Origin of the sequence: Mycobacterium paraense, from assembly GCF_002101815.1 — a bacterium.
GTDB classification, from domain to species: Bacteria; Actinomycetota; Actinomycetes; order Mycobacteriales; family Mycobacteriaceae; genus Mycobacterium; species Mycobacterium paraense.
The window spans coordinates 181,240-205,623 of the sequence record NZ_LQPM01000007.1 but is presented as its reverse complement, the minus strand read 5'-3'; the positions used below and the strand labels follow the sequence as shown (position 1 = coordinate 205,623).

The 24,384-nt window shown below is 69.4% G+C and carries 23 protein-coding genes; 13 read left to right on the top strand and 10 right to left on the bottom strand.

What is annotated here, in order from left to right; translation table 11 throughout:
* Positions 1 to 65 precede the first annotated feature (65 nt).
* From AWB89_RS05925 to AWB89_RS05915, 3 genes are all read left to right on the top strand, one after another.
* Positions 66 to 854, top strand: coding sequence for a (2Z,6E)-farnesyl diphosphate synthase (locus AWB89_RS05925; protein ID WP_085172187.1), 789 nt, complete (start codon positions 66 to 68; stop codon positions 852 to 854).
* 120 nt (positions 855 to 974) lie between these two features.
* Complete coding sequence (locus AWB89_RS05920) at positions 975 to 2,345, top strand: hypothetical protein (RefSeq protein ID WP_085172185.1); 1,371 nt, start codon at positions 975 to 977, stop codon at positions 2,343 to 2,345.
* Positions 2,346 to 2,550: 205 nt separating this feature from the next.
* The gene (locus AWB89_RS05915; protein WP_085099465.1) at positions 2,551 to 2,964 is read left to right on the top strand and encodes a hypothetical protein; all 414 of its coding nucleotides are present in this window, start codon (positions 2,551 to 2,553) and stop codon (positions 2,962 to 2,964) included.
* Here AWB89_RS05915 and coaA read toward each other — a convergent pair whose 3' ends face one another.
* Positions 2,965 to 3,903, bottom strand: a complete 939-nt coding sequence (gene coaA / locus AWB89_RS05910) for a type I pantothenate kinase (protein WP_085099468.1) — start codon at positions 3,901 to 3,903, stop codon at positions 2,965 to 2,967.
* 127 nt (positions 3,904 to 4,030) lie between these two features.
* Between coaA and glyA the strand changes: the two genes are divergently transcribed.
* From glyA to AWB89_RS05885, 5 genes are all read left to right on the top strand, one after another.
* On the top strand, positions 4,031 to 5,323 hold the full coding sequence (glyA, locus tag AWB89_RS05905; protein WP_085172174.1) for a serine hydroxymethyltransferase: 1,293 nt from the start codon (positions 4,031 to 4,033) through the stop codon (positions 5,321 to 5,323).
* Between the two features lie 85 nt (positions 5,324 to 5,408).
* The gene (locus tag AWB89_RS05900; protein WP_085172173.1) at positions 5,409 to 6,236 is read left to right on the top strand and encodes an acyl-ACP desaturase; all 828 of its coding nucleotides are present in this window, start codon (positions 5,409 to 5,411) and stop codon (positions 6,234 to 6,236) included.
* A gap of 251 nt (positions 6,237 to 6,487) precedes the next feature.
* Positions 6,488 to 7,789, top strand: coding sequence for a PhoH family protein (locus tag AWB89_RS05895; RefSeq protein WP_085099477.1), 1,302 nt, complete (start codon positions 6,488 to 6,490; stop codon positions 7,787 to 7,789).
* Positions 7,790 to 7,921: 132 nt separating this feature from the next.
* Positions 7,922 to 8,797 carry a polysaccharide deacetylase family protein gene (locus tag AWB89_RS05890; protein ID WP_085172172.1) on the top strand — a complete coding sequence of 292 codons (876 nt, stop codon included), beginning with the start codon at positions 7,922 to 7,924 and terminating at the stop codon, positions 8,795 to 8,797.
* 84 nt (positions 8,798 to 8,881) lie between these two features.
* A complete protein-coding gene (locus AWB89_RS05885; RefSeq protein WP_085172401.1) occupies positions 8,882 to 10,348 on the top strand; it encodes an adenylate/guanylate cyclase domain-containing protein in 1,467 nt (488 codons plus the stop codon).
* On the opposite strand, the gene AWB89_RS05880 is transcribed toward AWB89_RS05885, so the two are convergent.
* The 3 genes from AWB89_RS05880 to glpX are packed head-to-tail and all read right to left on the bottom strand — an operon-like array spanning position 10,311 to position 13,826.
* Positions 10,311 to 11,318: a hypothetical protein gene (locus tag AWB89_RS05880; RefSeq protein ID WP_085172171.1), complete on the bottom strand. Its 1,008-nt coding sequence runs from the start codon at positions 11,316 to 11,318 to the stop codon at positions 10,311 to 10,313. The genes AWB89_RS05885 and AWB89_RS05880 overlap by 38 nt on opposite strands.
* Positions 11,319 to 11,349: 31 nt before the next feature.
* Positions 11,350 to 12,759, bottom strand: coding sequence for a class II fumarate hydratase (locus tag AWB89_RS05875; RefSeq protein ID WP_085172170.1), 1,410 nt, complete (start codon positions 12,757 to 12,759; stop codon positions 11,350 to 11,352).
* Between the two features lie 26 nt (positions 12,760 to 12,785).
* A complete protein-coding gene (gene glpX / locus AWB89_RS05870) occupies positions 12,786 to 13,826 on the bottom strand; it encodes a class II fructose-bisphosphatase (protein ID WP_372515273.1) in 1,041 nt (346 codons plus the stop codon).
* Positions 13,827 to 13,881: 55 nt separating this feature from the next.
* On the opposite strand from glpX, the gene AWB89_RS05865 reads away from it, so the two are divergent.
* Genes AWB89_RS05865 through AWB89_RS05855 form a run of 3 tightly spaced genes read left to right on the top strand, consistent with a single transcriptional unit; the run spans position 13,882 to position 16,925 of the window.
* On the top strand, positions 13,882 to 14,556 hold the full coding sequence (locus AWB89_RS05865; RefSeq protein WP_085172169.1) for a DUF4245 domain-containing protein: 675 nt from the start codon (positions 13,882 to 13,884) through the stop codon (positions 14,554 to 14,556).
* A gap of 11 nt (positions 14,557 to 14,567) precedes the next feature.
* Positions 14,568 to 15,365: a dienelactone hydrolase family protein gene (locus AWB89_RS05860; protein ID WP_085172168.1), complete on the top strand. Its 798-nt coding sequence runs from the start codon at positions 14,568 to 14,570 to the stop codon at positions 15,363 to 15,365.
* 15 nt (positions 15,366 to 15,380) lie between these two features.
* On the top strand, positions 15,381 to 16,925 hold the full coding sequence (locus tag AWB89_RS05855; protein WP_085172167.1) for a carboxylesterase/lipase family protein: 1,545 nt from the start codon (positions 15,381 to 15,383) through the stop codon (positions 16,923 to 16,925).
* 86 nt (positions 16,926 to 17,011) lie between these two features.
* Here the strand turns inward: AWB89_RS05855 and AWB89_RS05850 are convergent, their stop codons facing one another.
* From AWB89_RS05850 to AWB89_RS05835, 4 genes are all read right to left on the bottom strand, one after another.
* Entirely contained in the window at positions 17,012 to 18,100 is a 1,089-nt protein-coding gene (locus AWB89_RS05850) for a 3-beta-hydroxysteroid dehydrogenase (protein WP_085172166.1), read from the bottom strand.
* A gap of 77 nt (positions 18,101 to 18,177) precedes the next feature.
* Positions 18,178 to 18,414 (bottom strand): exodeoxyribonuclease VII small subunit, encoded by a 237-nt coding sequence (locus AWB89_RS05845; RefSeq protein WP_085099501.1) that lies wholly within the window; start codon positions 18,412 to 18,414, stop codon positions 18,178 to 18,180.
* Positions 18,404 to 19,651, bottom strand: coding sequence for an exodeoxyribonuclease VII large subunit (gene xseA / locus AWB89_RS05840; protein WP_085099503.1), 1,248 nt, complete (start codon positions 19,649 to 19,651; stop codon positions 18,404 to 18,406). The genes AWB89_RS05845 and xseA overlap by 11 nt, the downstream gene beginning before the upstream one ends.
* A complete protein-coding gene (locus tag AWB89_RS05835) occupies positions 19,648 to 20,247 on the bottom strand; it encodes a lipid droplet-associated protein (RefSeq protein ID WP_085099506.1) in 600 nt (199 codons plus the stop codon). The genes xseA and AWB89_RS05835 overlap by 4 nt, the downstream gene beginning before the upstream one ends.
* A 65-nt stretch (positions 20,248 to 20,312) precedes the next feature.
* Between AWB89_RS05835 and AWB89_RS05830 the strand changes: the two genes are divergently transcribed.
* The gene (locus AWB89_RS05830; protein ID WP_085099509.1) at positions 20,313 to 21,311 is read left to right on the top strand and encodes a 4-hydroxy-3-methylbut-2-enyl diphosphate reductase; all 999 of its coding nucleotides are present in this window, start codon (positions 20,313 to 20,315) and stop codon (positions 21,309 to 21,311) included.
* On the opposite strand, the gene AWB89_RS05825 is transcribed toward AWB89_RS05830, so the two are convergent.
* The gene (locus AWB89_RS05825) at positions 21,308 to 22,423 is read right to left on the bottom strand and encodes a DUF6542 domain-containing protein (protein WP_174627812.1); all 1,116 of its coding nucleotides are present in this window, start codon (positions 22,421 to 22,423) and stop codon (positions 21,308 to 21,310) included. The genes AWB89_RS05830 and AWB89_RS05825 overlap by 4 nt on opposite strands.
* Positions 22,424 to 22,545: 122 nt before the next feature.
* Here AWB89_RS05825 and ychF point away from each other — a divergent pair, with 122 nt between their 5' ends.
* On the top strand, positions 22,546 to 23,619 hold the full coding sequence (gene ychF / locus AWB89_RS05820) for a redox-regulated ATPase YchF (RefSeq protein WP_085172165.1): 1,074 nt from the start codon (positions 22,546 to 22,548) through the stop codon (positions 23,617 to 23,619).
* 229 nt (positions 23,620 to 23,848) lie between these two features.
* On the opposite strand, the gene AWB89_RS05815 is transcribed toward ychF, so the two are convergent.
* Positions 23,849 to 24,349 (bottom strand): nitroreductase/quinone reductase family protein, encoded by a 501-nt coding sequence (locus AWB89_RS05815; protein ID WP_085172164.1) that lies wholly within the window; start codon positions 24,347 to 24,349, stop codon positions 23,849 to 23,851.
* Positions 24,350 to 24,384 lie beyond the last annotated feature (35 nt).

Below are 24,384 nucleotides of genomic sequence, written 5' to 3'. Positions count from 1 at the left end.
ACGTGGGGTGACATCGCGGAAATCGCACGCCGGAATTGGTGCCGGTCACAGTAGTGTGGAGCCTCGTGGAGATCATCCCGCCGCGGCTCAAGGAGCCGTTGTACCGCGTCTACGAGCTGCGGCTGAGGCAGGGTCTGGCGGCCTCCAAATCCGAGCTTCCCCGCCACATCGCGGTGCTCTGCGACGGGAACCGCCGGTGGGCGCGCAACGCGGGCTACGACGACGTCAGCTACGGCTACCGGATGGGTGCCGTCAAGATCGCCGAGATGCTGCGGTGGTGCCAGGAGGCGGGCATCGAGATGACCACCGTCTACCTGCTGTCCACCGAGAACCTGCAGCGCGATCCCGACGAGCTGGCCGGGCTCATCGAGATCATCACCGATGTGGTGGAGGAGATCTGCGCGCCGGCCAACCGCTGGAGCGTGCGCACCGTCGGAGACCTGGCGCTGATCGGAGAGGAGCCGGCCCGCCGGCTGCGTGACGCGGTGGAATCCACCCCGGCCGAGGCGCCCTTCCACGTCAACGTCGCCGTCGGCTACGGCGGCCGGCGGGAGATCGTCGACGCGGTGCGTGCGCTGCTGAGCAAGGAGCTCGCCAACGGCGGCACGGCCGAGGACCTCATCGACGCGGTGACCGTCGACGGCATCTCCGAAAACCTTTACACCTCAGGGCAACCCGACCCCGACCTGGTCATCCGGACGTCGGGGGAGCAGCGGCTGTCGGGATTTCTGCTGTGGCAGAGCGCGTATTCGGAGATGTGGTTCACCGAGGCGCACTGGCCCGCGTTCCGCCGCGTCGACTTCCTGCGCGCGCTGCGCGACTACAGCCAACGACACCGTAGGTACGGCAAGTAGCGCAGCCGGGCGCAAGCGCTTCCTTTTTGCGCCGAACGTGCTCTGAGGGCGGGATTTTCTCGTTTTTCTCGCCATCAGATCACGCTCGGCGCACCAAACGGCGCGTGCCAAACTGGATGCATGGCTGCGCTGTCGGCTGTGGTGTTCACGCTGAGCGGGTGGCTGGGGTTGTACCTCCTCGCCCGCGATCCGCGTAAGCCCGTGCTGGCGCTGGCCGCGGCGGGACTGTGCGGCTTCGCGTTGGTGGTGGCGCTGGACGCGGTGCGCTCCGTCGACGCCCCGCATCTGGCGCTGCTCGGGCGGCTCGAGATCTATTTGGTGGCCGTCCCCAGCGTGGCGTGGTTCGCGGTGCTCATCGAGCTGTCACGGCCCGGCGACCACTGGCGGGTGCGCACCGGCGAGTTGCTGCTGATCGGCGGCGTCGCCGCGCTCACCTTGTTCGGGGCGATGATGGCCGGCAGCGTCGAGGGCCCACTGCGGCCGGGGCACGTCCTGATGATGGCGGTGATCTCGGTATCCACCCTGGGGGCGATGGTCGTCGCCCTGCGCCGGCGCGCCCAGCCGACGCCGGTCGCCGGGGTGGTGGTACTGGCGACCCTGTTCTTCGCGCTGGCCAACGCCATCCTGATCATCCCGCTCGGCCTGGTGCCCAGCCGGCTCGCCCTGGCCTCCACGGGTTTCGACGTCCTGGCGCTCGGCGTGGCGGTGGCCCTTTGGGACGCCTTCGACGAGGGCCAGGCGCTGCGCGCCGACATGCTGCGCTCGTTCATCGGCTGTTCGGCCGTGGCCACGCTGTTCGGCGGGCAGGCGCTGATCGGGCTCGCCGTGACCCGCCACGAGCCCACCACCCAGACGGTGCTGACCGTGTTGATGTTCACCACCCTGGCGATCGCCATCGCGGTGCAGGTGCTGGCCGATCCGCTGGCCGGGGTGCTGGATCGGCTGGCGTTCTCCAGGTCACCCGCGCTGCGCGCCGACCGGGCCGCGCTGCGCCATACCGGGGCGGCGCTGCCGCTGCGCTCGGCCGATCCCCTGCGCGACGTCGACGACGACACCTTCGCCCGGCTCACCCGCCGGGCGCTGGGCCACTACGCCGACCTGACGAAGCTGGTCGCCAGCCCGCTGACCGCGCTGCCCGTGATCGACGAGCGGCTGGCCGCGCGGGGCGCGCCCGATCATCCGGTGGAGCGGGCCAACGAACTCAAGGCCGTCCTCGCCGACGGCATCGCCCGGCTCAAGCCCCGCAACGCGGGCGACTTCGGCACCACCGAGGAATGGCGTTACTACAACGCGCTGTATTTCCCCTACGTCGTCGGCGTGCGCGCGTACGCGCAGAACGCCACCGCCGCCGGGTTGGACCCCACCGCCCGGCAGGCCTGGCAGTGGCTGGTCACCGAGGTCCCGCAGCGGTCGTTGCACAACTGGCAAAACGCGGCCGCCCGGCTGATCGCGGCCGATCTGCGCGGGCGCGTCCCGGTCCCCACCGACTAAGGCCCACCGGGGCAACCGATCAGGCCGCCAACCCCACGATTTACGACACGTGTCGAATTAAAAGCGCCGGCGCGGGAATAGCCGGCGGAAATCCCTGGTCGTTGTCCTCGTGGCAGCAGTTGGCAGCGCCACGAGTCGAGATGGCAGTGCTCCGGCGGCACGCTCAAACCAGTTCGACTCATCCGCCATCGCGAGGAGTGATCACATGACCGCAGTTTCCGGTCTTCCCACCCGACCGCTGTACGACTCGACCGATTCGCTGCTGCGTTTCGCCATGCGTGCCGATGCCACGCTGACGGGGCTGTGCGGCTTGGCCGTGGCCTTCTTCGCCGACGAGATCTCGTCGCTGACGGGGCTGACGTCCGGCCAGGAGTACGCGCTGGGCGCGTTCTTCGTGCTCGCCGGATTCGCCGTGTTCACGCTCGCGGCGGCGCCGAACCTGCGGCGTATCGGCATCGGCATCGTCGCGGCCAACATCGTCTTCACGCTGGCCGCGATCGTGGGCGCCGAAGCCATCCCGATGACCGTCACCGGGGTGGCCGCGACGCTCGCCACCGGCCTCTACACCGCCGCGTTCGCCGGTCTGCAGTATTTGGGAGTGCGCCGCCTGGCGACGTAGCTACAGCTTGCGCAGCCGCAGCCGGTTGATGGAGTGGTCGGCGTCCTTGCGCAGCACCAGCGTGGCGCGGGGACGGGTCGGCAGGATGTTCTCCACCAGGTTGGGCCGGTTGATCGACCGCCAGATCTCACGCGCGGCGGCGACCGCCTTGGTGTCGTTGAGGGCCGAGTAGTGATGGAAGTGCGATTCCGGGTCGGCGAAGGCCGTGCCCCGCAACGACAGGAACCGGGACACGTACCACTGCTCGATGTCCTCGATCCGGGCGTCGACATACAGCGAGAAGTCGAACAGGTCCGACACCATCAGCGTCGGGCCGGTCTGCAGGACGTTGAGGCCCTCCAGGATCAGGATGTCGGGGTGGCGCACGATGTGCTTGGCGCCGGGGATGATGTCGTACTTCAGGTGCGAATACACCGGCGCGCACGCGTAGTCGGCGCCGGATTTGACCGACGTGACGAACCGCATCAGCGCCCGGCGGTTATAGCTTTCCGGAAAGCCCTTGCGGTGCATCAGGTTTCGCCGATCCAGCTCGGCGTTCGGATACAGGAAGCCGTCGGTGGTCACCAGGTCCACCCGGGGGTGGGGATCCCAGCGGGCCAGCAGCGCCTGCAGCACGCGGGCGGTCGTCGATTTGCCGACCGCGACGCTGCCGGCCACGCCGATGACGAACGGCACGGGCCGGTCGGGGTTTTGCTGCGGTTCGCCGAGGAACTCCGCGGTGGCGGCGAACAGCCGCTGGCGGGCGGCGACCTGCAGGTGGATGAGCCGGGCCAGCGGCAGGTAGACCTCTTCGACCTCCAGCAGGTCGATCTGCTCACCGAGACCACGCAGGCCGACCAGTTCCTCTTCGGTGAGGGCCAGCGGCGTCGACATACGGAGCGCACGCCATTGCTTCCGGTCGAACTCCACATACGGGCTCGGCTCGCTAAGCCGCGGCATGGTGCCAAGTGTTGCAGGGGCGTACGCGCGCCCGACGGCTGGGCTGGCTAAAACCATGCTGGATAGACTGGCGCCCGTGACTGCCGCACCTGATGCCCGCCCTGCTCGCCCCGGCACAGCCTCCCTTATGTCAGCGCCGCTCGCCGAGGTTGACCCCGACATCGCCGAGCTGCTCGACAAAGAATTGCACCGGCAACGCGACACCCTGGAAATGATCGCGTCGGAGAACTTCGTGCCGCGCTCGGTGCTGCAAGCCCAGGGCAGCGTCCTGACCAACAAGTACGCCGAGGGATTGCCGGGCCGGCGCTACTACGGCGGCTGCGAGCACGTCGACGTCGTGGAGAACATCGCCCGGGACCGGGCCAAGGCGTTGTTCGGCGCGGAGTTCGCCAACGTCCAGCCCCACTCGGGCGCCCAGGCCAACGCCGCGGTGCTGCACGCCCTGATGTCGCCCGGGGAGCACCTGCTCGGCATGGATCTCGCCAACGGCGGCCACCTCACCCACGGCATGAAGCTGAACTTCTCCGGGAAGCTCTACGACGCCGGCTTCTACAGCGTGGACCCCAAGACGCACCTGGTCGACATGGACGCGGTGCGGGCCAAGGCGCTCGAGTTTCGTCCCAAGGTGATCATCGCCGGCTGGTCGGCCTACCCGCGCACGCTTGACTTCGCCGCCTTCCGGTCGATCGCCGACGAGGTCGACGCCAAGCTGTGGGTCGACATGGCGCACTTCGCCGGGCTGGTCGCGGTCGGCCTGCACCCGTCGCCGGTCCCGCACGCCGACGTCGTGTCCACCACCGTGCACAAGACGCTCGGCGGCGCCCGCTCGGGCATGATTCTGGGCAAGCAGGAGTACGCCAAGGCCATCAACTCGGCGGTGTTCCCCGGCCAGCAGGGCGGCCCGCTGATGCACGTCATCGCGGGCAAGGCGGTCGCGCTCAAGATCGCCACCACCCCCGAGTTCGCCGACCGCCAGCAGCGCACGCTGTCAGGCGCCCGCATCATCGCCGACCGGCTGCTGGCGGCCGACGTCGCCAAGGCCGGCGTCTCCGTGGTCAGCGGCGGCACCGACGTGCATCTGGTGCTGGTCGACCTGCGCGACTCGCCCATGGACGGCAAGGCCGCCGAGGACCTGCTGCACGAGGTCGGCATCACCGTGAACCGCAACGCGGTTCCGAACGACCCACGGCCCCCGATGGTGACGTCGGGCCTGCGGGTGGGGACGCCGGCGCTGGCCACCCGCGGCTTCGGGGACGCCGAATTCACCGAGGTCGCCGACATCATCGCCACCGCGCTGGCAACGGCCAGCAGCTCTGGCAAGGATGTAGACGTGTCCGCGCTGCGGCAGCGGGTGACGCGGCTGGCCAGGGATTTCCCCCTGTATGAGGGGCTGGAGACCTGGACGCTGGTCGACCGCTGAGGGGCGCAGGGACCAAAGTCACCAATCGGCGTCGACACGCACCAACAATTTCACCGAACCTGTACCTACGAGTTACAGTAACCGCATGGCACAGAAACCTGTTCCTAACGCGCTGACCCTCGAACTCGAGCCGGTGGTCGAGCGGCTCATGGACAACCACCTCAACACCGAGGACCTCTGGTTCGCCCACGACTACGTTCCGTTCGATCAGGGCGAGAACTTCGCGTTCCTCGGCGGACGCGACTGGGACCCCTCCCAGACGACGCTGCCGCGGACCATCACGGACGCCTGCGAGATCCTGTTGTTGCTCAAGGACAACCTCGCCGGCCATCACCGCGAGCTCGTCGAGCACTTCATCCTCGAGGAGTGGTGGGGCCGCTGGCTGGGCCGGTGGACCGCCGAGGAGCACCTGCACGCCATCGCGCTGCGCGAGTACCTGGTGGTGACCCGCGAGGTCGACCCCACCGCCAACGAGGAGGCCCGCGTCCAGTACGTGATGAAGGGCTACCGCGCCGATTCCTACAGCCAGGTCGAGACCCTCGCCTACATGGCGTTCACCGAGCGCACCCACGCCGTCTTCTGCCGCAACCTGGCCGCCAAGATCGAGGAGCCGGTGCTGGCCGGCCTCATCGACCGGATCCGCAGGGACGAAGAGCGCCACGAGCACATGTTCTCCAGCCTCGTCGCGCACTGCCTCTCCTACACCCGCGACGAGACGATCGCGGCGATCGCCACGCGGGCGGCGGACCTTCAGATGGTGGGCGCCGACATCGATGCCTACGCGGACAAGGTGCAGAACGTGGCCGACGCGGGCATCTTCACCCCCGGGGACTTGCGGCAGGCGATCTCCGACCGCGTCACCGACTGGGGCGTGGGCGACGAGCCGGCGCTCAAGCAGTTCGTCATCGGTTAAGCCGATCTTCACCCGAGCCGGCCGCCGCCCGCGGCCGGTTTTTGGTGTCGCCGTGTCGGTCTCGGCGCGCCTGCCCGGCGGCCGAGCGGCCACGAGAGTAGCGTCATTCTCGATGGCCAGCGACATGCTTTGCTGCCAGGGCGGCACCTCCCGTCACGACAAGGGCAGGACCGGCCCCGGTCCTGGTGCTGCGGCTCCCGCCGACATGCCCGTGCGGGTCCGCGCGGGCTTACCCGCTCGAGGAGCGCTTCGTGACCGATCTCCGGACCTATGTGCTCGACACCTCCGTGCTGCTGTCCGACCCGTGGGCGTGCAGCCGGTTCGCCGAACACGAGGTGGTGGTGCCGCTGGTGGTGATCAGCGAGCTGGAGGCCAAACGCCACCACCATGAACTGGGCTGGTTCGCCCGTCAGGCGCTGCGCCTGTTCGATGACCTTCGGCTCGAGCACGGACGGCTGGATCAGCCGATTCCCGTTGGGACACAAGGCGGCTCGCTTCACGTTGAACTGAACCACACCGACCCGTCGGTGCTGCCCGCGGGCTTTCGCACCGACAGCAACGACTCCCGGATCCTGAGCTGCGCCGCCAACCTCGCCGCCGAGGGCAAGCGAGTTACGTTGGTGAGCAAGGATATTCCGCTGCGCGTGAAGGCCGCCGCGGTGGGGTTGAGTGCCGACGAATACCACGCCCAGGACGTCGTGGCCTCCGGTTGGTCGGGCATGCACGAGATCGAGACGGCCACCGAGGACATCGACACGCTGTTCGCCGACGGCGAGATCGACCTCGCCGAGGCCCGGGACCTGCCCTGCCACACCGGAATTCGACTGCTGGGCGGCAGTTCGCACGCGCTGGGCCGGGTCACGGCGGCCAAACGCGTGCAGCTGGTCCGCGGCGACCGCGAGGTGTTCGGGCTGCGCGGCCGGTCCGCCGAACAGCGCGTGGCGCTGGATCTGCTGCTGGACGAGTCGGTGGGCATCGTGTCGCTGGGCGGCAAGGCCGGCACGGGCAAGTCGGCGCTGGCGCTGTGCGCGGGTCTCGAGGCGGTGCTCGAACGGCGCACCCACCGCAAGGTGGTGGTGTTCCGTCCGCTGTACGCCGTCGGCGGCCAGGAGCTGGGTTACCTGCCCGGCAGCGAGAGCGAAAAGATGGGCCCCTGGGCGCAGGCGGTCTTCGACACCCTCGAGGGGCTGGCCAGCCCGGCGGTGCTCGAGGAAGTGCTGTCCCGCGGCATGCTCGAGGTGCTGCCGCTGACCCACATCCGGGGCCGCTCGCTGCACGACTCCTTCGTCATCGTCGACGAGGCGCAGTCGCTGGAGCGCAACGTGCTGCTGACCGTGCTGTCGCGGTTGGGCACCGGCTCCCGGGTGGTGTTGACCCACGACATCGCCCAGCGCGACAACCTGCGCGTCGGGCGGCACGACGGTGTCGCGGCGGTGATCGAGAAGCTCAAGGGGCACCCGCTGTTCGCGCACATCACCCTGCTGCGCAGCGAGCGGTCGCCGATCGCCGCGCTGGTCACCGAGATGCTCGAGGAGATCGCCGGGCCGCACTGAGTGTGCGACCAGGGCTTCGGGGGTGCGTCCACGGCGGGAAAATCGCTGAATCGCGCCCTCTCCGCACACTCAAAGCCCTCCACGCACAGTCGACGCCGGGGTCGCGCAACCCGCCCCAGGTAAACTTCCTGGGTGCCGAAACGACCCGACAGCCAGGCCTGGCGCTATTGGCGGACCGTTCTCGGCGTCGTCGCGGCCGCCGCGGTGCTGCTGATCGGCGGCCTGACCGGGCACGTGACGCGCGCCGACAGCCAGAGCTGCTCGGTGGTCAAGTGCATCGCATTGACGTTCGACGACGGGCCGGGTCCCTACACCGACCGGCTGCTGCAGGTCCTCAAGGACGCCGACGCCAAGGCCACGTTCTTTTTGATCGGCAACAAGGTGGCCGCCAACCCGGCGGGCGCCAAGCGCGTCGCCGACGCCGGGATGGAGTTCGGCAACCACACCTGGGAACACCCCAACATGACCACGATCCCGCCCGAGGACATCGCCGGTCAGTTCTCCCGGAGCAACGACGCGATCACCGCCGCCACCGGCCGGGCCCCGTCGCTGTGGCGGCCCGCCGGCGGGCTGTCCAACGACCTGGTGCGCCAGACCGCGGGGAAGTTCGGCCTGGCCGAAATCCTTTGGGACGTCATCCCTTTCGACTGGATCAACGACTCCAACACGGCCGCGACCCGCTACATGCTGATGACGTACATCAAGCCGGGCTCCGTGGTGCTGTTCCATGACACCTACTCGAGCACCGTCGACCTGGTCTACCAGTTCATCCCGGTGCTCAAGGCCAACGGCTACCGCCTGGTGACGGTGAGCGAACTGCTGGGGCCGCGGGCGCCCGGCAGCACCTACGGCGGCCGGGACAACGGCCCACCGGCCAACCAGCTCCACGACATCCCGGCCAGCGAGATCCCCCCATTGCCCAACACGCCCTCGCCCAGGCCGATGCCCAACTTTCCGATCACCGACATCCCGGGCCAGAACTCGGGCGGCCCCAACAACGGCGCCTAGGTGATCAAGCCGGGCTGGTTGCGGGCCCCAGCGGCGGGGCGGCGAAAGTCCGCGCGCAGGTTGACGATTGACTACGCGGCCGACCTGGCGCTCGCTTACATCCTGGCCTTCGTCGACGCGGCCGCGATCTTGATTCCGTTGCGGGGCCACACGTCCGTCGCGGTGGACACCGACTTCGTGGAGAAGAACACGGCGGTGATGCTGGTCCTGGTCGTGCTGGGCGTCGCGGGCGTCGCGGTGGCCGGGGCGATGAACCTGGCTCCCACGCTGCGCTGGTACGTCCCCGGGCATGAACCGACCGCCGAACAGCGCGAAGCCGCGATGCGGATGCCCGGCCGCCAGTCGGCGATCCTGGTGCTGGCCTGGGGGGCGTCCGGGCTTGTCTTCGCGCTGCTGAATCTGCGCGTCGGGGCGCAGCTCCTGCTGCCCATCGCGCTCGGCGTGCTGCTGGGTGCGCCGGCCGCCGCCGGGACGGGCATCCTGCTCGCCCAGCGCACCCTGCGCCCGATCATGGGCGCCGCCACGCTGGGGGCAGAGCCCCGGCTGGCGGTGCCGGGCGTGTTCGCGCGGCTGGTGCTGCTGTGGTTTCTCTGCAGCGCGCTCCCGATCGGGGTGATCGCGACCCTGGTCGTGCTGCGCTCCTACGGCTGGCTGATCGAGAAGACCGCCGCGCTGGACGTGCCGATCCTGGTGGTGTCGCTGGCGGCGCTGGTCCTCGGGCTGCCGACGATGATCCTGACGTCGCGATCCATCGCCGACCCCCTCGCCGAGGTCGTCGACGCGATGGCCGAGGTCGAACACGGCCGCATCGGAACCCATGTGGGCGCGTACGAACGCTCCCAAATCGGGCGCCTGCAAACGGGTTTCAACCGGATGGTCAGCGGGCTCGCCGAGCGGGACCGGTTGCGGGACCTGTTCGGGCGCCACGTCGGCGCCGACGTCGCGCAGCGCGCCATCCAGGAGGGCGCCTCGCTGTCGGGGGACGTGGTCGACGCGGCCGTCCTGTTCATCGACCTGGTGGGTTCGACGCAGCTTGCGGAAAGCCGTCCGCCGCAAGAGGTTGCGCAGGTGCTCAACGACTTCTTCCGGATCGTCGTCGACGCCGTCGACGAACATCAGGGGCTGATCAACAAATTCGCCGGCGACGCCGCGCTCGCGGTCTTCGGGGCGCCCCTGCGGTCGGACCGACCGGCGTCGGCGGCGCTGGCGACGGCGCGCGCGCTGGCCACCCAGCTGCGCCGGCTACCGGTGGTCGACTTCGGGATCGGCGTCTCGGCCGGCCGCGTCTTCGCCGGCAACGTCGGTGCCGAAAACCGTTACGAATACACGGTAATCGGTGACGCGGTCAACGAGGCCGCGCGGCTGGCCGACCTCGCCAAGACGTCCGACCGGCGGATCCTGTGTTCGGCGGCGGCCATTGATGGCGCCGACGACGCCGAGCGGGCGCACTGGGCCGAATGCTATTCGACCGTGTTGCGGGGGCGCTCCGAGGCCACGCACGTCTCCGCGCCGGCTACTTCTTTACCTTCAGAGCCGCGACAACCCCGTTGATGATCCCCGCCGAACCGGCGTCGCCGATGGGCGTCGCGCCCAAGAAGATGGTGACCGGCTTGGTGTCGACGGCGATGATGACCAGCGAGTCGCCCTTCACGTTGCGTGCCGGGTCGGCGATCGTCACGTCGGCGTCCACGCGGGCGGCCTTGACCCCGTCGACGGTCGTCGACGACGTCTTCGTCGGCCCGAGGGTGGGCGTCGCGTTGGCGTAGCCGGGCCCGTTGGCCACGCAGTTCATCAGCTTCGACGCCTGCGCGGCGACGTCCATGCTGGGCACGAAGTTGGTGATGGCGACCTCCGCCTGCATCATCCACTGGCTGGCGCCGGGCACCTCGGCCCCGACGCCCACGGCGCCGATCAGGTTGGGGGTCTGGTCATCCGAAAAGCCTTGCCAACCCGGCGTTGCGCTGATCGGGAACGACAGCTTGCCCGCGCTGACGGTGTCGCCGACGGGCTTGTCGCCGCCGGAGACGTTGGGCGTGCAGCCCGTCGCGGTCTGCTGGGAGTTGTTCGGCTGCGACGACGGGGCGCTGGTCGACGAGGGGCCCGTCGAGGGCGCGGCCTTGTTCGGCTTGTTGCCGCTGTTGAGCCCGAGCACGACGAGTATCACCAGCACGATGACGGCCAGCACCGCGAGCGCGGCGACGATCAACCACGGCGCCTTGGAGCGCGGCCCGCGGGGCGGCTGCCCCGGCGGATAGGGGCCGCCCGGCCAGCCGGGCGGCACCTGCTGAGCGGGTGGGGGATACGGCGGGGGCGCGTACTGGCCTCCGCCGGGCGGTGGGTACGGGTAGCCGCCTTGCGGAGGGGCGCCCGGCGGCGGACCGCCCGGCGGGTAGCCGCCTTGCGGCGGCCCGCTCGGGGGGTAGCCTCCGCCCTGCGGCGGCCCGCCCCAATAAGGGCCCTGCCCATAGGGATTGGACCCGTAGGGATCCTGGCCGTACGGCCCGCCGGGGGGAGCCGTCATCGCTGAACCACCATCATCTAGTCCTCCGGCTTCACTGGTCCTGTACTCGGGCCATCGCCAGCACATCGAGGCGGCGGTCCAGCTCCTCTTCCGACAGCTTGTCACCGATCAGGCCGCGGTCGATGACGGTCTGGCGAATCGTCTTGCGCTCCTTGAGCGCCTGCTTGGCCACGGCGGCGGCCTCCTCGTAGCCGATCGCCGAATTCAGCGGCGTCACGATGGACGGCGACGACTCGGCCAGCTCGCGCAGGTGCTCGACGTTGGCCCTCAGCCCGACGATGCAGCGCTCCGCGAACAGCTTCGAGACGTTGGTCAACAACTTGAAGGACTCGAGGATGTTGCGGGCCATCATCGGGATGTAGACGTTCAGCTCGAACGCCCCGCTGGCGCCGCCCCAGGCGATCGCGGCGTCGTTGCCGATCACCTGCGCCGCGACCTGCGTGACGGCCTCGGGCAGAACGGGATTGACCTTGCCCGGCATGATCGAGCTGCCCGGCTGCAGGTCCGGCAGCTGGATCTCGGCCAGGCCGGTCAGCGGCCCCGACCCCATCCAGCGGACGTCGTTGGCGATCTTGGTCAGTGACACCGCGATGGTGCGCAGCGCGCCCGAGGCCTCCACCAGCCCGTCGCGGGCGGCCTGCGCCTCGAAAGAGTTTGCCGCCGGGCGCAATTCGCCCAAGCCGGTGGAGGCGACCAGCGTCTCGACCACCTTGGCGCCGAAACCGTCGGGAGCGTTGAGCCCGGTGCCCACCGCGGTGCCGCCGATGGCCAGCTCGCCCAGCCGCGGCAGCGTCGCGCGGACCCGCTCGATGCCGGCCTCGATCTGGCGGGCGTATCCGCTGAACTCCTGGCCCAGGGTCACCGGGACGGCGTCCATCAGGTGGGTGCGCCCGGATTTGACGACCGTGTGCCACTCGCGGGCCTTGCTCGCCAGCGCCTCGTGCAGCACCTCGAGGGCCGGGATGAGGTGGCGCACCGCGGCCTCGGTGGCCGCGATGTGGGTGGCCGTCGGGAAGGTGTCGTTGGACGACTGCGACATGTTGACGTCGTCGTTGGGGTGCACCGTCACACCGTTGGCCGCCGCGATGGACGCGATCACCTCGTTGGTGTTCATGTTCGAGCTTGTGCCGGAACCGGTTTGGAACACGTCGATGGGGAACTGGTCGTCGTGTTGGCCGTCGGCGATCTCGCCGGCCGCGGCGATGATCGCGTCCGCCTTCTCCGGCGCCAGCAGGCCCAGGTCCTTGTTCACCTGGGCGCAGGCGCCCTTCAGCAGGCCGAGCGCGCGGATCTGGGCGCGCTCCAGGCCCCGGCCCGAGATCGGGAAGTTCTCGACCGCGCGCTGGGTTTGCGCGCGCCACAACGCTTTCGCGGGCACCCGGACCTCGCCCATGGTGTCGTGCTCGATGCGGTATTCGGTATCGGTGGCGCCATCGGCCATTGGTAGCAGTCCTCGGTGGTGTGGGTTCAGGGCAGGGGATAGGCGGCAGAGCTGTCGCCGGTGAAGTCGATCGCGGAGTACTCGTTGAGCTTGGACAGCCGGTGGTACGCCTCGATCATGCGGACCGTTCCGGACTTCGACCGCATCACGATCGACTGGGTGGTGCAGCCGCCCGGGTAATACTGCACCCCCTTGAGCAGGTCGCCGTTGGTCACCCCGGTGGCGCAGAAGAACACGTTCTCGCCGGACACCAGGTCCTCGGTGGTCAGCACCCGGTCGACGTCGTGGCCGGCGTCGATCGCCTTCTGGCGTTCCTCGTCGTCCTTGGGCGCCAGCTGCGCCTGGATGGCGCCGCCCATGCAGCGGATCGCGGCCGCGGCGATGATGCCCTCCGGGGTGCCGCCGATGCCGGCCAGCATGTCGGTGCCCGACAGGTACCGGCAGGCCGAGATGGCGCCGGCGACGTCGCCGTCGGTGATCAGCCGGATGCGGGCCCCGGTCGCGCGGACGTCCTCGATCAGCTGGGCGTGCCGCGGCCGGTCCAGGATGCAGACCGTCATGTCGCGCACCGACAGCGCCTTCACCTTCGCGACGGCCTTGATGTTCTCGGCGATCGGTGCGGTGATGTCGAGCACGTCGGCGGCCTCGGGCCCGACGGCGATCTTGTTCATGTAGAACACCGCCGACGGGTCGAACATCGCGCCCCGGTCGGCCACCGCCAACACCGAGATGGCGTTGGGCATGCCCTTGCTCATCAGCGTGGTGCCGTCGATGGGGTCGACGGCGAAGTCGCAGTCCGGACCGTCGCCGTTGCCGACCTCCTCGCCGTTGTAGAGCATCGGCGCGTGGTCCTTCTCGCCCTCGCCGATGACCACCACGCCGCGCATCGACACCGTGTTGACCAGTTCGCGCATCGCGTCGACGGCCGCCCCGTCGCCGCCCTCCTTGTCGCCGCGGCCCACCCAGCGGCCGGCGGCCATGGCGCCGGCCTCGGTGACACGTACCAGTTCCAGGGCCAGGTTGCGGTCTGGTGCTTCGCCGCGCGACCGTGGCTGCGATGCTGTCATGGTTGGAGATTGTCCCAGAAGCGGATCGGTCTGCGGGAACTGGGATACTCGGGGCATGACCGAGCAGCCGCAGCCGAACGCCGAGGTAGGCGAGCCGGCGCCGGCGCCCCGCGCGGCCAAGCCGCGGCTGCTGCAGGACGGGCGCGACATGTTCTGGTCGCTCATACCGCTGGTGATCGGGTGCATCGTGCTCGCCGGCCTGGTGGGAATGTGTTCGTTCCAGCCGGTGGGGACCGACAAAGGGGTGATTCCGGCCTACGACGCGGCGGGGGCGCTGCGGGCCGACGCCCAGACGCTGGGGTTCCCCATCCGGCTGCCCCGGTTACCGGCCGATTGGCACGCCAACTCCGGCGGCCGCGGCGGCATCGAGGGCGGTCGCAAGGATCCCGCCACGGGCCAGCGGCTCAACGCGGCCACCTCGACCGTGGGCTACATCACCCCCGCGGGCATGTATCTGCGCCTGACCCAGAGCAACGCCGACGAGGACAGGCTCGTCGGCTCGATCCGTGCGTCGGCGTATCCGACCGGGACGGCCGACGTCGACGGCACCACCTGGGTCGTCTACCGGGGCGCCGGCCAGAACGACACCGACGCCGAGCCGGTCTGGACCACCAGGCTCACCGGCCCGGGCGGGGCCACCCAGATCGCGATCACCGGCGCCGGTGGCGCCGATCAGTTCCGTACGCTGGCGGCGGCGACGCAATCCCAGCCACCGCTACCCGCGCACTGAAGGGAAGGCACGTGACCGCACCCGAAGCAGACCTGTCCGGATGGTCGGTGGCGCCGTTCAGCGGCGGCGGCTACACCCACGACGTCTACCGCAAGGGCGCCGGACCCGGGGTGGTGCTCATCCCCGAGATCCCCGGCATCCACCCCGGTGTGCTGGGCCTGGGTAATCACCTGGTGGACAACGGCTTCACCGTCGCCATCCCCTCCCTGTTCGGCGAGCCGGGTAAGGCGAAGACGGGCGGCTACATCCTCACCTCGATCGCGCGGGCCTGCGTCGCAAGGGAATTCGCGGCGTTCGCCACCAACAAGCAGCGGCCGGTGTCGATGTTTCTGCGCGCCCTGGCCCGCGACCTCAACGCGTCGACGCCGGGCAAGGGCGTCGGCGTCATCGGCCAATGCTTCACCGGGGGCTTCGCGCTGGCCGCCGCCGTCGACGACAGCGTGCTGGCCCCGGTGCTGTCCCAGCCGTCGGTGCCACTGCCGTTGGGCCGTGCGCGACGCGCCGATCCGGGGCTGAGCGAGTCCGAGCTGGCCAGCGTCGCCGATCGCTGCGCCAACGACGGCCTGTGCGCGATGGGCCTGCGCTTCAGCGAGGACAACGTCGTGCCGCGGGAACGGTTCGCGACGCTCAAGGCGCGGCTCGGCGACGCGTTCGAGGTCATCGAGATCGACTCGGGCCCCGGCAACGAGGGCGGCTTCGCCAAGGGCGCGCACTCGGTACTGACCGACGAGGTCCGCGAAGTCGACGGCCAACCCGCTTATGAAGCCCGCAAACGGGTAGTCCAATTCCTAACCGAGCGGCTTAGTTAGGAAGTTTCTCAGCGCATGGCGACCGACAACCGCGTGGTCGAAACGACTTATGGCCCGGTCCGCGGCGCCACCGACGGCGACGTGCAGACGTGGAAGGGCATTCGCTACGCCGCGCCGCCCGTCGCCGACCTGCGTTTCCGGCTCCCGGAGCCCCCGCCGCCATGGGGCAACGTCGTCGACGCCACCTCCTACGGGCCCGCCTGCCCGCAACCCGACTTTCCGAACATGCCACTGGAACTCGGAGCGCCGCGCGCCGAAGACTGTCTGAGACTGAACGTCTGGGCCCCGGCGGACGCCCGGCCCGGCGACGCCAAGCCGGTGATGGTGTGGCTGCATGGCGGCGCCTACGTGCTGGGGTCGAGCAGCCAGCCCCTGTACGACGCCCACCGCCTGGTCACCGGCGGCGACGTGATCGTCGTGACGGTCAACTATCGGCTTGGGGCCCTGGGCTTTCTGGACCTGTCGTCCTTCAGCACGCCGCGGCGCCGCTTCGACCCGAACATCGGGCTGCACGACGTGCTGGCCGCGTTGCGCTGGGTGCGCGACAACATCGCCGCGTTCGGCGGCGATCCCGAAAGGGTCACGCTGTTCGGCGAATCCGCCGGCGCGGGGATCGTCACGACGCTTTTGACCGTCCCCGCGGCCGCTGGCCTGTTCGCCGGCGCGATCGCCCAAAGCTCGCCCGCCACATCGGTGTACGACAGCGACCGGGCCCGCCGGGTCGCCGTGAGCTTCCTCGACAAGCTGGGAATCGACCCCTCCGACGCGGATACGCTGGCCGACGCTCCGATCGCGGCCATCCTGGCCGCGTCGCAGGAGGTGTTCGACGAAGTGCCCGCGCGCAACCCGGGCACGCTCGCGTTCGTCCCGATCGTCGACGGTGAACTGCTGCACGACTATCCGGTCAAGTTGGCGCAGGCGGGTCACTCGCACCCGGTGCCGTTGATCATCGGCACCAACAGGCATGAGGCGGCGCTGTTCCGGTTGATGCGCTCGCCGCTGATGCCGATCACCCCGCGCGCGATCACGTCGATGTTCACCCAGATAGCCGCGGAGCAGCCCGACCTCCAACTGCCCACCCAGGAGCAGATCGTGGCGGCCTACTCGCGATTGGGGCGCAGGGCAAGGTTTTTGAGCATCGCGACCGACGCCGGGTTCCGGATGCCGTCGGTGTGGCTGGCCGAGGGCCACGGCAAGGTGGCGCCGGTGTATCTGTACCGCTTCGACTACGCGACGCCGTTGCTCAAGCTGCTGCTGGTCAACGCCGCCCACGCCACCGAGTTGCCTTACGTCTGGGGCAATCTGGGCGCGCAGGGGGACCCGACGCTGCGCCTCGGCGGGACGCGGACCGCCAAGGCGATCTCGAAGAGGGTGCGCACCCGGTGGACCAACTTCGCCACCCACGGCAAGCCCGCGGGCCCCGACGGCGAGCCGGATTGGACGCCGTACCAGGACGTCGACCGCGCCTGCCTGCTCATCGACAAGCGCGACACCCTCGCCAGTTATGTCGATGCGCACATCCGCGCCGCGTGGGGCGACGAGATGGTGAGCTTCCGGTAGGGTCGGCGGCATTTCATCGAAATTGACGCCGGCGCGAAGAACTGCGAGTGGGTTGCGCGCTCACGTCGATCTGGACGTGGGTGCCGTTAGCCCGCCGACTTGGCCTGCTGCGCCTGGCCTTTCATCTGCTGGAACAACTCGACGTAATAGGGCAGGCACTCCGACATCGCCTTGTCGGTGGTGAACAGCGGCTCGTAGCCCAAGTCGCGGCGGGCCTTGTCGATCGAGAAGTAGTTGTCCAGATAGAGCCGCTCGACGGCCAGCGGCTCGAGCAGCGGGGCCGGTATGCCGAACCGGAAGTGCATGCGCTGCCAACCGCTCATGGCCGCGCGGACCAGCGGCCCGTTGACCCGCACCCGCGGCCAGTTCACCCCGCAGGCCTCGACGACCGGCCGGGCGAACTCGAACATGTTGATCGGGTCGGCGTCGTTGATGAAGTACGCCTGACCGGGCGCGGTCCCGCCGGGCACCAGGTGCTGGGCGGCCAGGATGAAGCCGTGAATCAGGTTGTGCACGTAAGAGTTATCGAGGCGGGCCGACTTGCGGCCGATCAGCACCTTGACGTGGCCGGCGATCACGCTTTCGAACAGCCTGCGAAACATCGTCTGGTCGCCACGGCCCCAGATGCCGCTGGGCCGGATCGCGCACGTCAGCATGTCGCCGACACCGTTCTGGCTCAAGACGAATCGCTCGGCGACCACCTTGGTCTCGGTGTAGAGGTCGTTGAACCTGTCGGTGTAGGGCAGCGTCTCGTCACCGCCTGCGATGTTCTGCCCGCCCATCACCACGCTGTTGGACGAGGTGTAGACGAACCGCTTCACCCCGGCCGCCCGCCCCGCGTGCACCAGGTTCTCGGTGCCGCCGACGTTGACGGCGAAGCTGCGCTGACGGTATTCGTCGCTGACCGACGCGCCGCCCATCAGCTCGATGAGCGCGGCGGTGTGGAACACCGTGTCGATGCCGTCCACCGCCGCCGCGCAAACGCCCGCGTCGGTGATGTCGCCCTGCAGCACCTCCAGGTTGGGGTGCTCGGCAAGCGGCGAGGGGGCGCGGTCGAACGACCGCACCCGGTGTCCGCGGTCGAGCAGCGTGGTCACGAGGTTGGCGCCGACAAACCCCGAGCCGCCGGTGACCAGGACCCGGCCCAGTTCGGTCGTCAGTGATGGATCACCCATAGTTCGCGAAGCATAGCCGAGAAAAACTGAAACGTGTTCCAAAGCTCCGCCGGCTGGTGCGGTGACACCGCCGTCCGTCAGCCCTCGTCCGGCTGGCCCGCCGCGAGCGCGTCCTCCACCCGCTTGCGGGCGCCAGCTAAGTGCTCTTCACAGCGTCTTGCGAGTTCCTCGCCTCGCTCCCACAGCTTCAGCGACGCGTCCAGGTCCAGGCCGCCCTGCTCGAGCAGCCGCACCACCTCGATCAACTCGTCGCGGCAGGCTTCGTAGCCGAGCTGACTAATGGGCGTAATCGGCTGCTCCTCGTCAGTGGCCATCGGTGCCTCCCTCGCTCACGGCCGCCACGGCGCCGTCGGCCACCCGCACCCGCAGCCGGGTGCCGGCGGGCGCGTCGTCGACCGAGCGCAGCACCGTCGCGGCTCCGGCGTCGGGAAGCGCCTGCACCACGGCGTAGCCGCGGGCCAAGGTGGCGGCCGGGCCCAGCGTGGCCAGCCGCGCGCTCAGGTGCCCGACGCGGTCGGTCTCCGCGGCGACCAGCCGCCGGATGTCGCGGCGCACAGCCGAGCGCGCGCGGTGGATTTCGTCGGCGCGCGCGGTCAAGGCCGTCAGCGGTTCGGCGAGCACCGGCCGGCTGCGCAGCTGGCTCAGGTGGCGCTGCTCGCGCGACACCCAGCTGCGCAGGGCCTGCGCGCTGCGCCGGCGCAGGTCGTCGATGAGCCGCTGCTCGGCGGCGGTGTCGGGGACCACCCGCTTGGCGGCGTCGGTGGGGGTGGCCGCGCGCAGGTCGGCGACCAGGTCGCACAGCGGGTTGTCGGGTTCGTGGCCCACCGCGCTGATGACGGGGGTGCGGCACGCCGCGATCGCGCGGCACAGCGTCTCGTCGGAGAACGGGAGCAAATCCTCGACGCTTCCGCCGCCGCGGGCCACCACGATCACGTCTACCTCGGGGTGGCGGTCGAGTTCGGCCAGCGCCTCGACGATCTGCGCGACCGCGTTGGGCCCCTGCACCGCGGTGTTGCGCACGGCGAAACGCACCGCCGGCCAGCGCGCGCCGGCCACGGTCGTCACGTCGTGTTCGGCGGCGCTGGCCCGCCCGGTGATCAGCCCGATCATGTTGGGCAGGAAGGGGATTGGCCGCTTGAGCCGCGGGTCGAACAGGCCCTCGGCGTCCAGCAGGCGGCGCAGCCGGTCGATGCGCGCCAGCAGCTCCCCGACGCCGACGGCGCGAATCTCGCTGAGCCGCAACGAAAAGGTGCCCCGCCCGGTGTAGAACGAGGGCTTGCCGCAGACCACCACCTGGGTGCCCTCGTCGAGCCGCACCGGCGCGTTGGCGACCAGGTCGCGCGAACACGTCACGGTCAGCGACATGTCGGCGGCCGGGTCCCGCAGCACCATGAACACCGTTTTGGCGTTGGGCCGCATCGAAATCTGGGCCAATTGGCCCTCGACCCAGACGGTGCCCAGCCGGTCGATCCAGCCCGCGACCCGGATCGCCACCGCGCGCACCGGAAAGGGGTTCTCCGCGGAGTTCGCGTCGGGGTTAGCTTGGCTCACTTCGCGTTCGCGCGGGTGATCCTGTTGGCGAGCAGCGTCTGGAACGGGGCGCGGGCCTTGGTCGCCTGCTCGTAGGCCAGCAGCGCCTCGAGTTCGTCGACGCTGAGCGATTGCAGCCGGGCCCGCAGCTGGGCCAGGGTCAGGCTCGCGTAGTCGAGTTCGGCCACCACCGCCGGTTCCGGCGCCGCTGTCTTGGTGGCGGCAGCCTTCGATTGCCTGGCCGGCTTGACGAGCGCGCTGGCGTCCTCGTGCGCGTCGGCGACCGAGTACAGCGCGAATCGCCCCTCGGCCCTGCGCTCGCCGTCGCCGCCTTCCGGCGCGGCGTTGCCGGCTTCGATCGCGTCCTCGGGCAGGTCCTCGTCGAAGGTCGCCCACTCCGGCTTCTCGTCCTTGGGCGGAAAGATCGACTCCAGGGTGCTGTCGCCCTTGATCACCAGCTCGGCCAGGTTTTGCTGGAACCGCATCACCAGGTGGGCCGCGGTGCTGACAACCGTCATGGGATACATCAGGATCGTCTTCGGCAGCTTCATCGTCTCCTCGACGGCGACTGTCGCCGCGCCGACTATCAGCCGAACTCCGTACGGTGCAGTAGCCATGAGTCCCAGACTGCCTTAACCCGCGGCCAACTCCAAGCCCGCCGCCTGCCGGTACCCTGAATGTCATGCCGCCGACTGTTGACATGGGAATTCCCGGTGCGGCCAGCTCGGTAGTCAACGACCCGGTCCGCAGGAGGGTGCTCCTGGCGGAGCCGCGTGGCTACTGCGCGGGGGTGGACCGGGCCGTCGAGACGGTGGAGCGCGCCCTGGAAAAGCACGGCGCGCCCGTCTACGTGCGCCACGAGATCGTGCACAACCGGCACGTGGTCGACACCCTGGAAAAGGCCGGCGCCGTTTTCGTCCAGGAGACCGACGAGGTGCCCGAGGGTGCCATCGTGGTGTTCTCCGCGCACGGCGTCGCGCCGACCGTGTACGCGGCGGCCGCCGAACGCAACCTGCACACCATCGACGCCACCTGCCCCCTGGTGACCAAGGTGCACAACGAGGCCAGGCGGTTCGCCAGGGACGACTACGACATCCTGCTCATCGGCCACGAGGGCCACGAGGAGGTCATCGGGACGGCCGGCGAGGCCCCCGAGCACGTCCAGCTGGTCGACGGGGTCGCCGCAGTGGCGAACGTCACCGTGCGCGACGAGAACAAGGTGGTGTGGCTGTCGCAGACCACGCTCTCGGTGGACGAGACCATGGAAATCGTCGAGCGGCTGCGGCAGCGTTTCCCGAATTTGCAGGACCCGCCCAGCGACGACATTTGCTACGCCACCCAGAACCGGCAGGTCGCGGTCAAGGCGATGGCGCCCGAGTGCGAGCTGGTGATCGTCGTCGGATCGCGCAACTCGTCGAATTCGGTGCGCCTGGTCGAGGTGGCGAAGGGCGGCGGAGCCGCCGCCGCCTACCTGGTCGACTGGGCCGACGACATCGACCCGGCGTGGTTGGAGGGCGTCACCACGGTGGGCGTCACCTCCGGCGCGTCGGTCCCCGAGGTGCTGGTCCGGGGCGTGCTGGAGCGGCTGGCCGACTGCGGCTTCGACGTGGTGCAGCCGGTGACGACGGCCCAGGAAACCCTGGTGTTCGCGCTGCCCCGCGAGATCAGGTCGGCTCGCTAGCCTTCGTACTCCCAGGACTCCGTCGGAAAGCCGCGCGGCGCGCGGCGGCGACGCTCGGGTCCGGGCTCGTCGGACGTGCCCGAATCGCGGTAGCGCACTTGTGAGATCGGGTGGTGTGTCGGGTTGGAGCCGTTCCCGGTGGGGGTGGCGCGGCGGCGCCGGGGCTCGTAGGGCTCGTAAGGCTCGTAGCCGTCGAAGCGGCTGCCGCGAGGCGCCGGGCGTTCGTAGGGCCGTTCGTAGGGATTGCGGCGGGTGCGCGGCTCGCGACGGGTTTCGCGCGGCTGCCGGATGTCGGGATCGTCGTGCGGCCTGGGGCGGCGGCGCGGCCGGGGCGGCGGGTCGGCGGGGTCGAAGTCGCGGGGCGGCGCCGGGCGGCGGCGCCGCGGCCGCTCGTCGCGGGCGTCTCTGGGATCGCGTTCGTCGTCCACCGGGGGTCGGGCACGCCGGGAGTGCGCCCGGGTGGCGCGCTCGGGCCGATCGCCGCGCGTCGTGCGGCCGGTCCGCGAAGCGGCTTTGGGCGAACGACCGGTCTGACGGGCGCGCTTGGAGTCGCTGGGCGCCTCGTCCTCCTCGGCGCCACCGAGGCCGAGCAGCGAATTCAGTTTCGCGCCAAGGGCCCCGACGAACGAGCTGCGCGTTCCCGCGGCCGCGGCGTCGTCGTCCTTGGCTTCCGCGGCCGCCGGCTGCGACTTCCCGAAATACCACCGCACCAGCCCGATGAGCAGCACGGCGCCCGCAGTGCCCAGCATCAGCGGGAAACGCTCGATGAGCGGATAGCCGCAGTTGATCAGGAGGTCTTTGAGGTTGCCGATCTTGCGTCCATGAAACATCCAGTAGGCGCCCGGCACCGCGCAGAAAAGAATCAGCGGGGGCTGAATGATCGCGGTGAACACGCCGTCCTGCCGCACGGCCAGCACCGCGGCCACGCAGCCGGCTATATAGAAGCCGGCGAAGACGTGCGTCAAATCCTTGTGGCCGGCGTCGATCGCATAACCGACGGCCGTCGCGGTGATAGCCAGGACCAGGGCCGCCCACCACGGCACACCTGGGATGTTGGGGTGAATCGAGCGGTGGCTAGCCTCGACCGCCGATCTTGCCCGCTGTTCTGACACATGTAGACCGTACCGGGAATGGGCCGAAACGCCCGTAAAGACCTTGTTAGGGACCGCTGGCGTGCCACGGCGTCGCACACGCATGAACGCCGCGCCCCGCTGCGCCCTACACTTGAATCCCCGTGAGCCTGAGCCTGGGAATCGTGGGCCTGCCGAATGTGGGCAAGTCGACGCTGTTCAACGCGCTGACCAGGAACAACGTGGTGGCGGCGAACTACCCGTTCGCGACGATCGAGCCCAACGAGGGCGTGGTTTCGCTGCCGGACCCGCGGCTGGACAAGCTGGCGGAGCTGTTCGGTTCCGAGCGCATCGTCCCGGCGCCGGTCACCTTCGTCGACATCGCCGGGCTGGTCCAGGGCGCGTCGGAGGGCGCCGGGCTGGGCAACAAGTTCCTGGCCCACATCCGCGAGTGCGACGCCATCTGCCAGGTGGTGCGGGTCTTCTCCGATGACGACGTGACGCATGTGGCGGGAGAGGTCGATCCGAAATCCGACATCGAGGTCGTCGAAACCGAACTCATCCTGGCCGACATGCAAACGCTCGAGCGCGCGCTGCCGAGGCTGGAGAAGGAGGCGCGCACCAACAAGGAGCGCCGGCCCGTTTATGACGCGGCCGTCGCCGCCCAGGCGGTGCTGGACGGCGGCAAGACGCTGTTCGCCGCGGGCGCCGACGTGTCGTTGCTGCGCGAGCTCAACCTGTTGACCACCAAGCCCTTCCTGTACGTCTTCAACGCCGACGAGGCGGTGCTCACCGACGCCGCGCGCGTGGCCGAGCTGCGCCGGCTCGTCGCGCCCGCCGACGCCGTATTCCTCGACGCCGCAATCGAATCCGAGCTCATCGAGCTCGACGACGAGTCGGCCGCCGAGCTACTGGAGTCGATCGGGCAGACCGAGCGCGGCCTGGACGCGCTGGCCCGGGCGGGCTTTCACACGCTCAAGCTGCAGACCTTCCTGACGGCGGGCCCAAAAGAGTCCCGCGCGTGGGTCATTCATCAAGGCGACACCGCGCCCAAGGCCGCCGGGGTCATCCACACCGACTTCGAAAAGGGCTTCATCAAAGCCGAAATCGTGTCCTACGACGACCTAATCGCCGCCGGGTCCATGGCCGCGGCCAAGGCGGCCGGCAAGGTCCGCATGGAGGGCAAGGACTACGTCATGGCCGACGGCGACGTGGTCGAGTTCCGGTTCAACGTTTAGGCAAACTTCACTCGCAGACCGGTAGTTACTCATTCGGTAGTAAGCGATCGTGAGGGCTGGCGTGGCGCCGAGAATCCCTACACCTGAACAACTTTGGTCCTTCTACCGCGCCATTCGTGGTTTCACCAGGAGGCCGGCGGACCTGGCGAACCCGGTGCCCGGCGTGGCGTGGCAGGCGAAAGACGACTGCCGGGCCCATGATCAGGGCTGTGGCGTGCAGTCCGGGAAGCTATTGCGAGTCATCCGCGGAGAAGACCTCGATCGGCCGTCCGGGCGTCAACATCACCAGCGGGATTTTGCGGCTGGTCGACTGCTGATAAGCGAGGTAGGGCGGGTACAGGTGAGCCATATACGCCCACACCTGATGGCGCTCCTCGCCTTCGGGTTCCCGCCACGTCGCCTCGAACGCTTGGGTCGCGATTTGCACACCGATTGTGTTGCTCGCCAAGAGGTTCAAGTACCACTCAGGATGCGTGTCGGCGCCGCCCTTTGACGCGACGATCACGATCTCGCCTCCGAAGTTGCCGTAGATCAACGGCCTGACATAGACCTTCGCCGACTTGCGACCCGTGCATCGGATCAAGCAGTGCGTCGTCATCGCGCGGCCGCCGACCGCACTCACGTCCATGATGTGGCCCCGCGTGCCACCGGAGGCCAAATAGGCCTCGAGGTGCTCGCTGACCCAGTTGGCTCGCGCCGCGCGGATCGCTGCGGCATCGGCATCGGCCATGGGGTTACTCCTGAACTCGGACGGGCAAAGTTGAT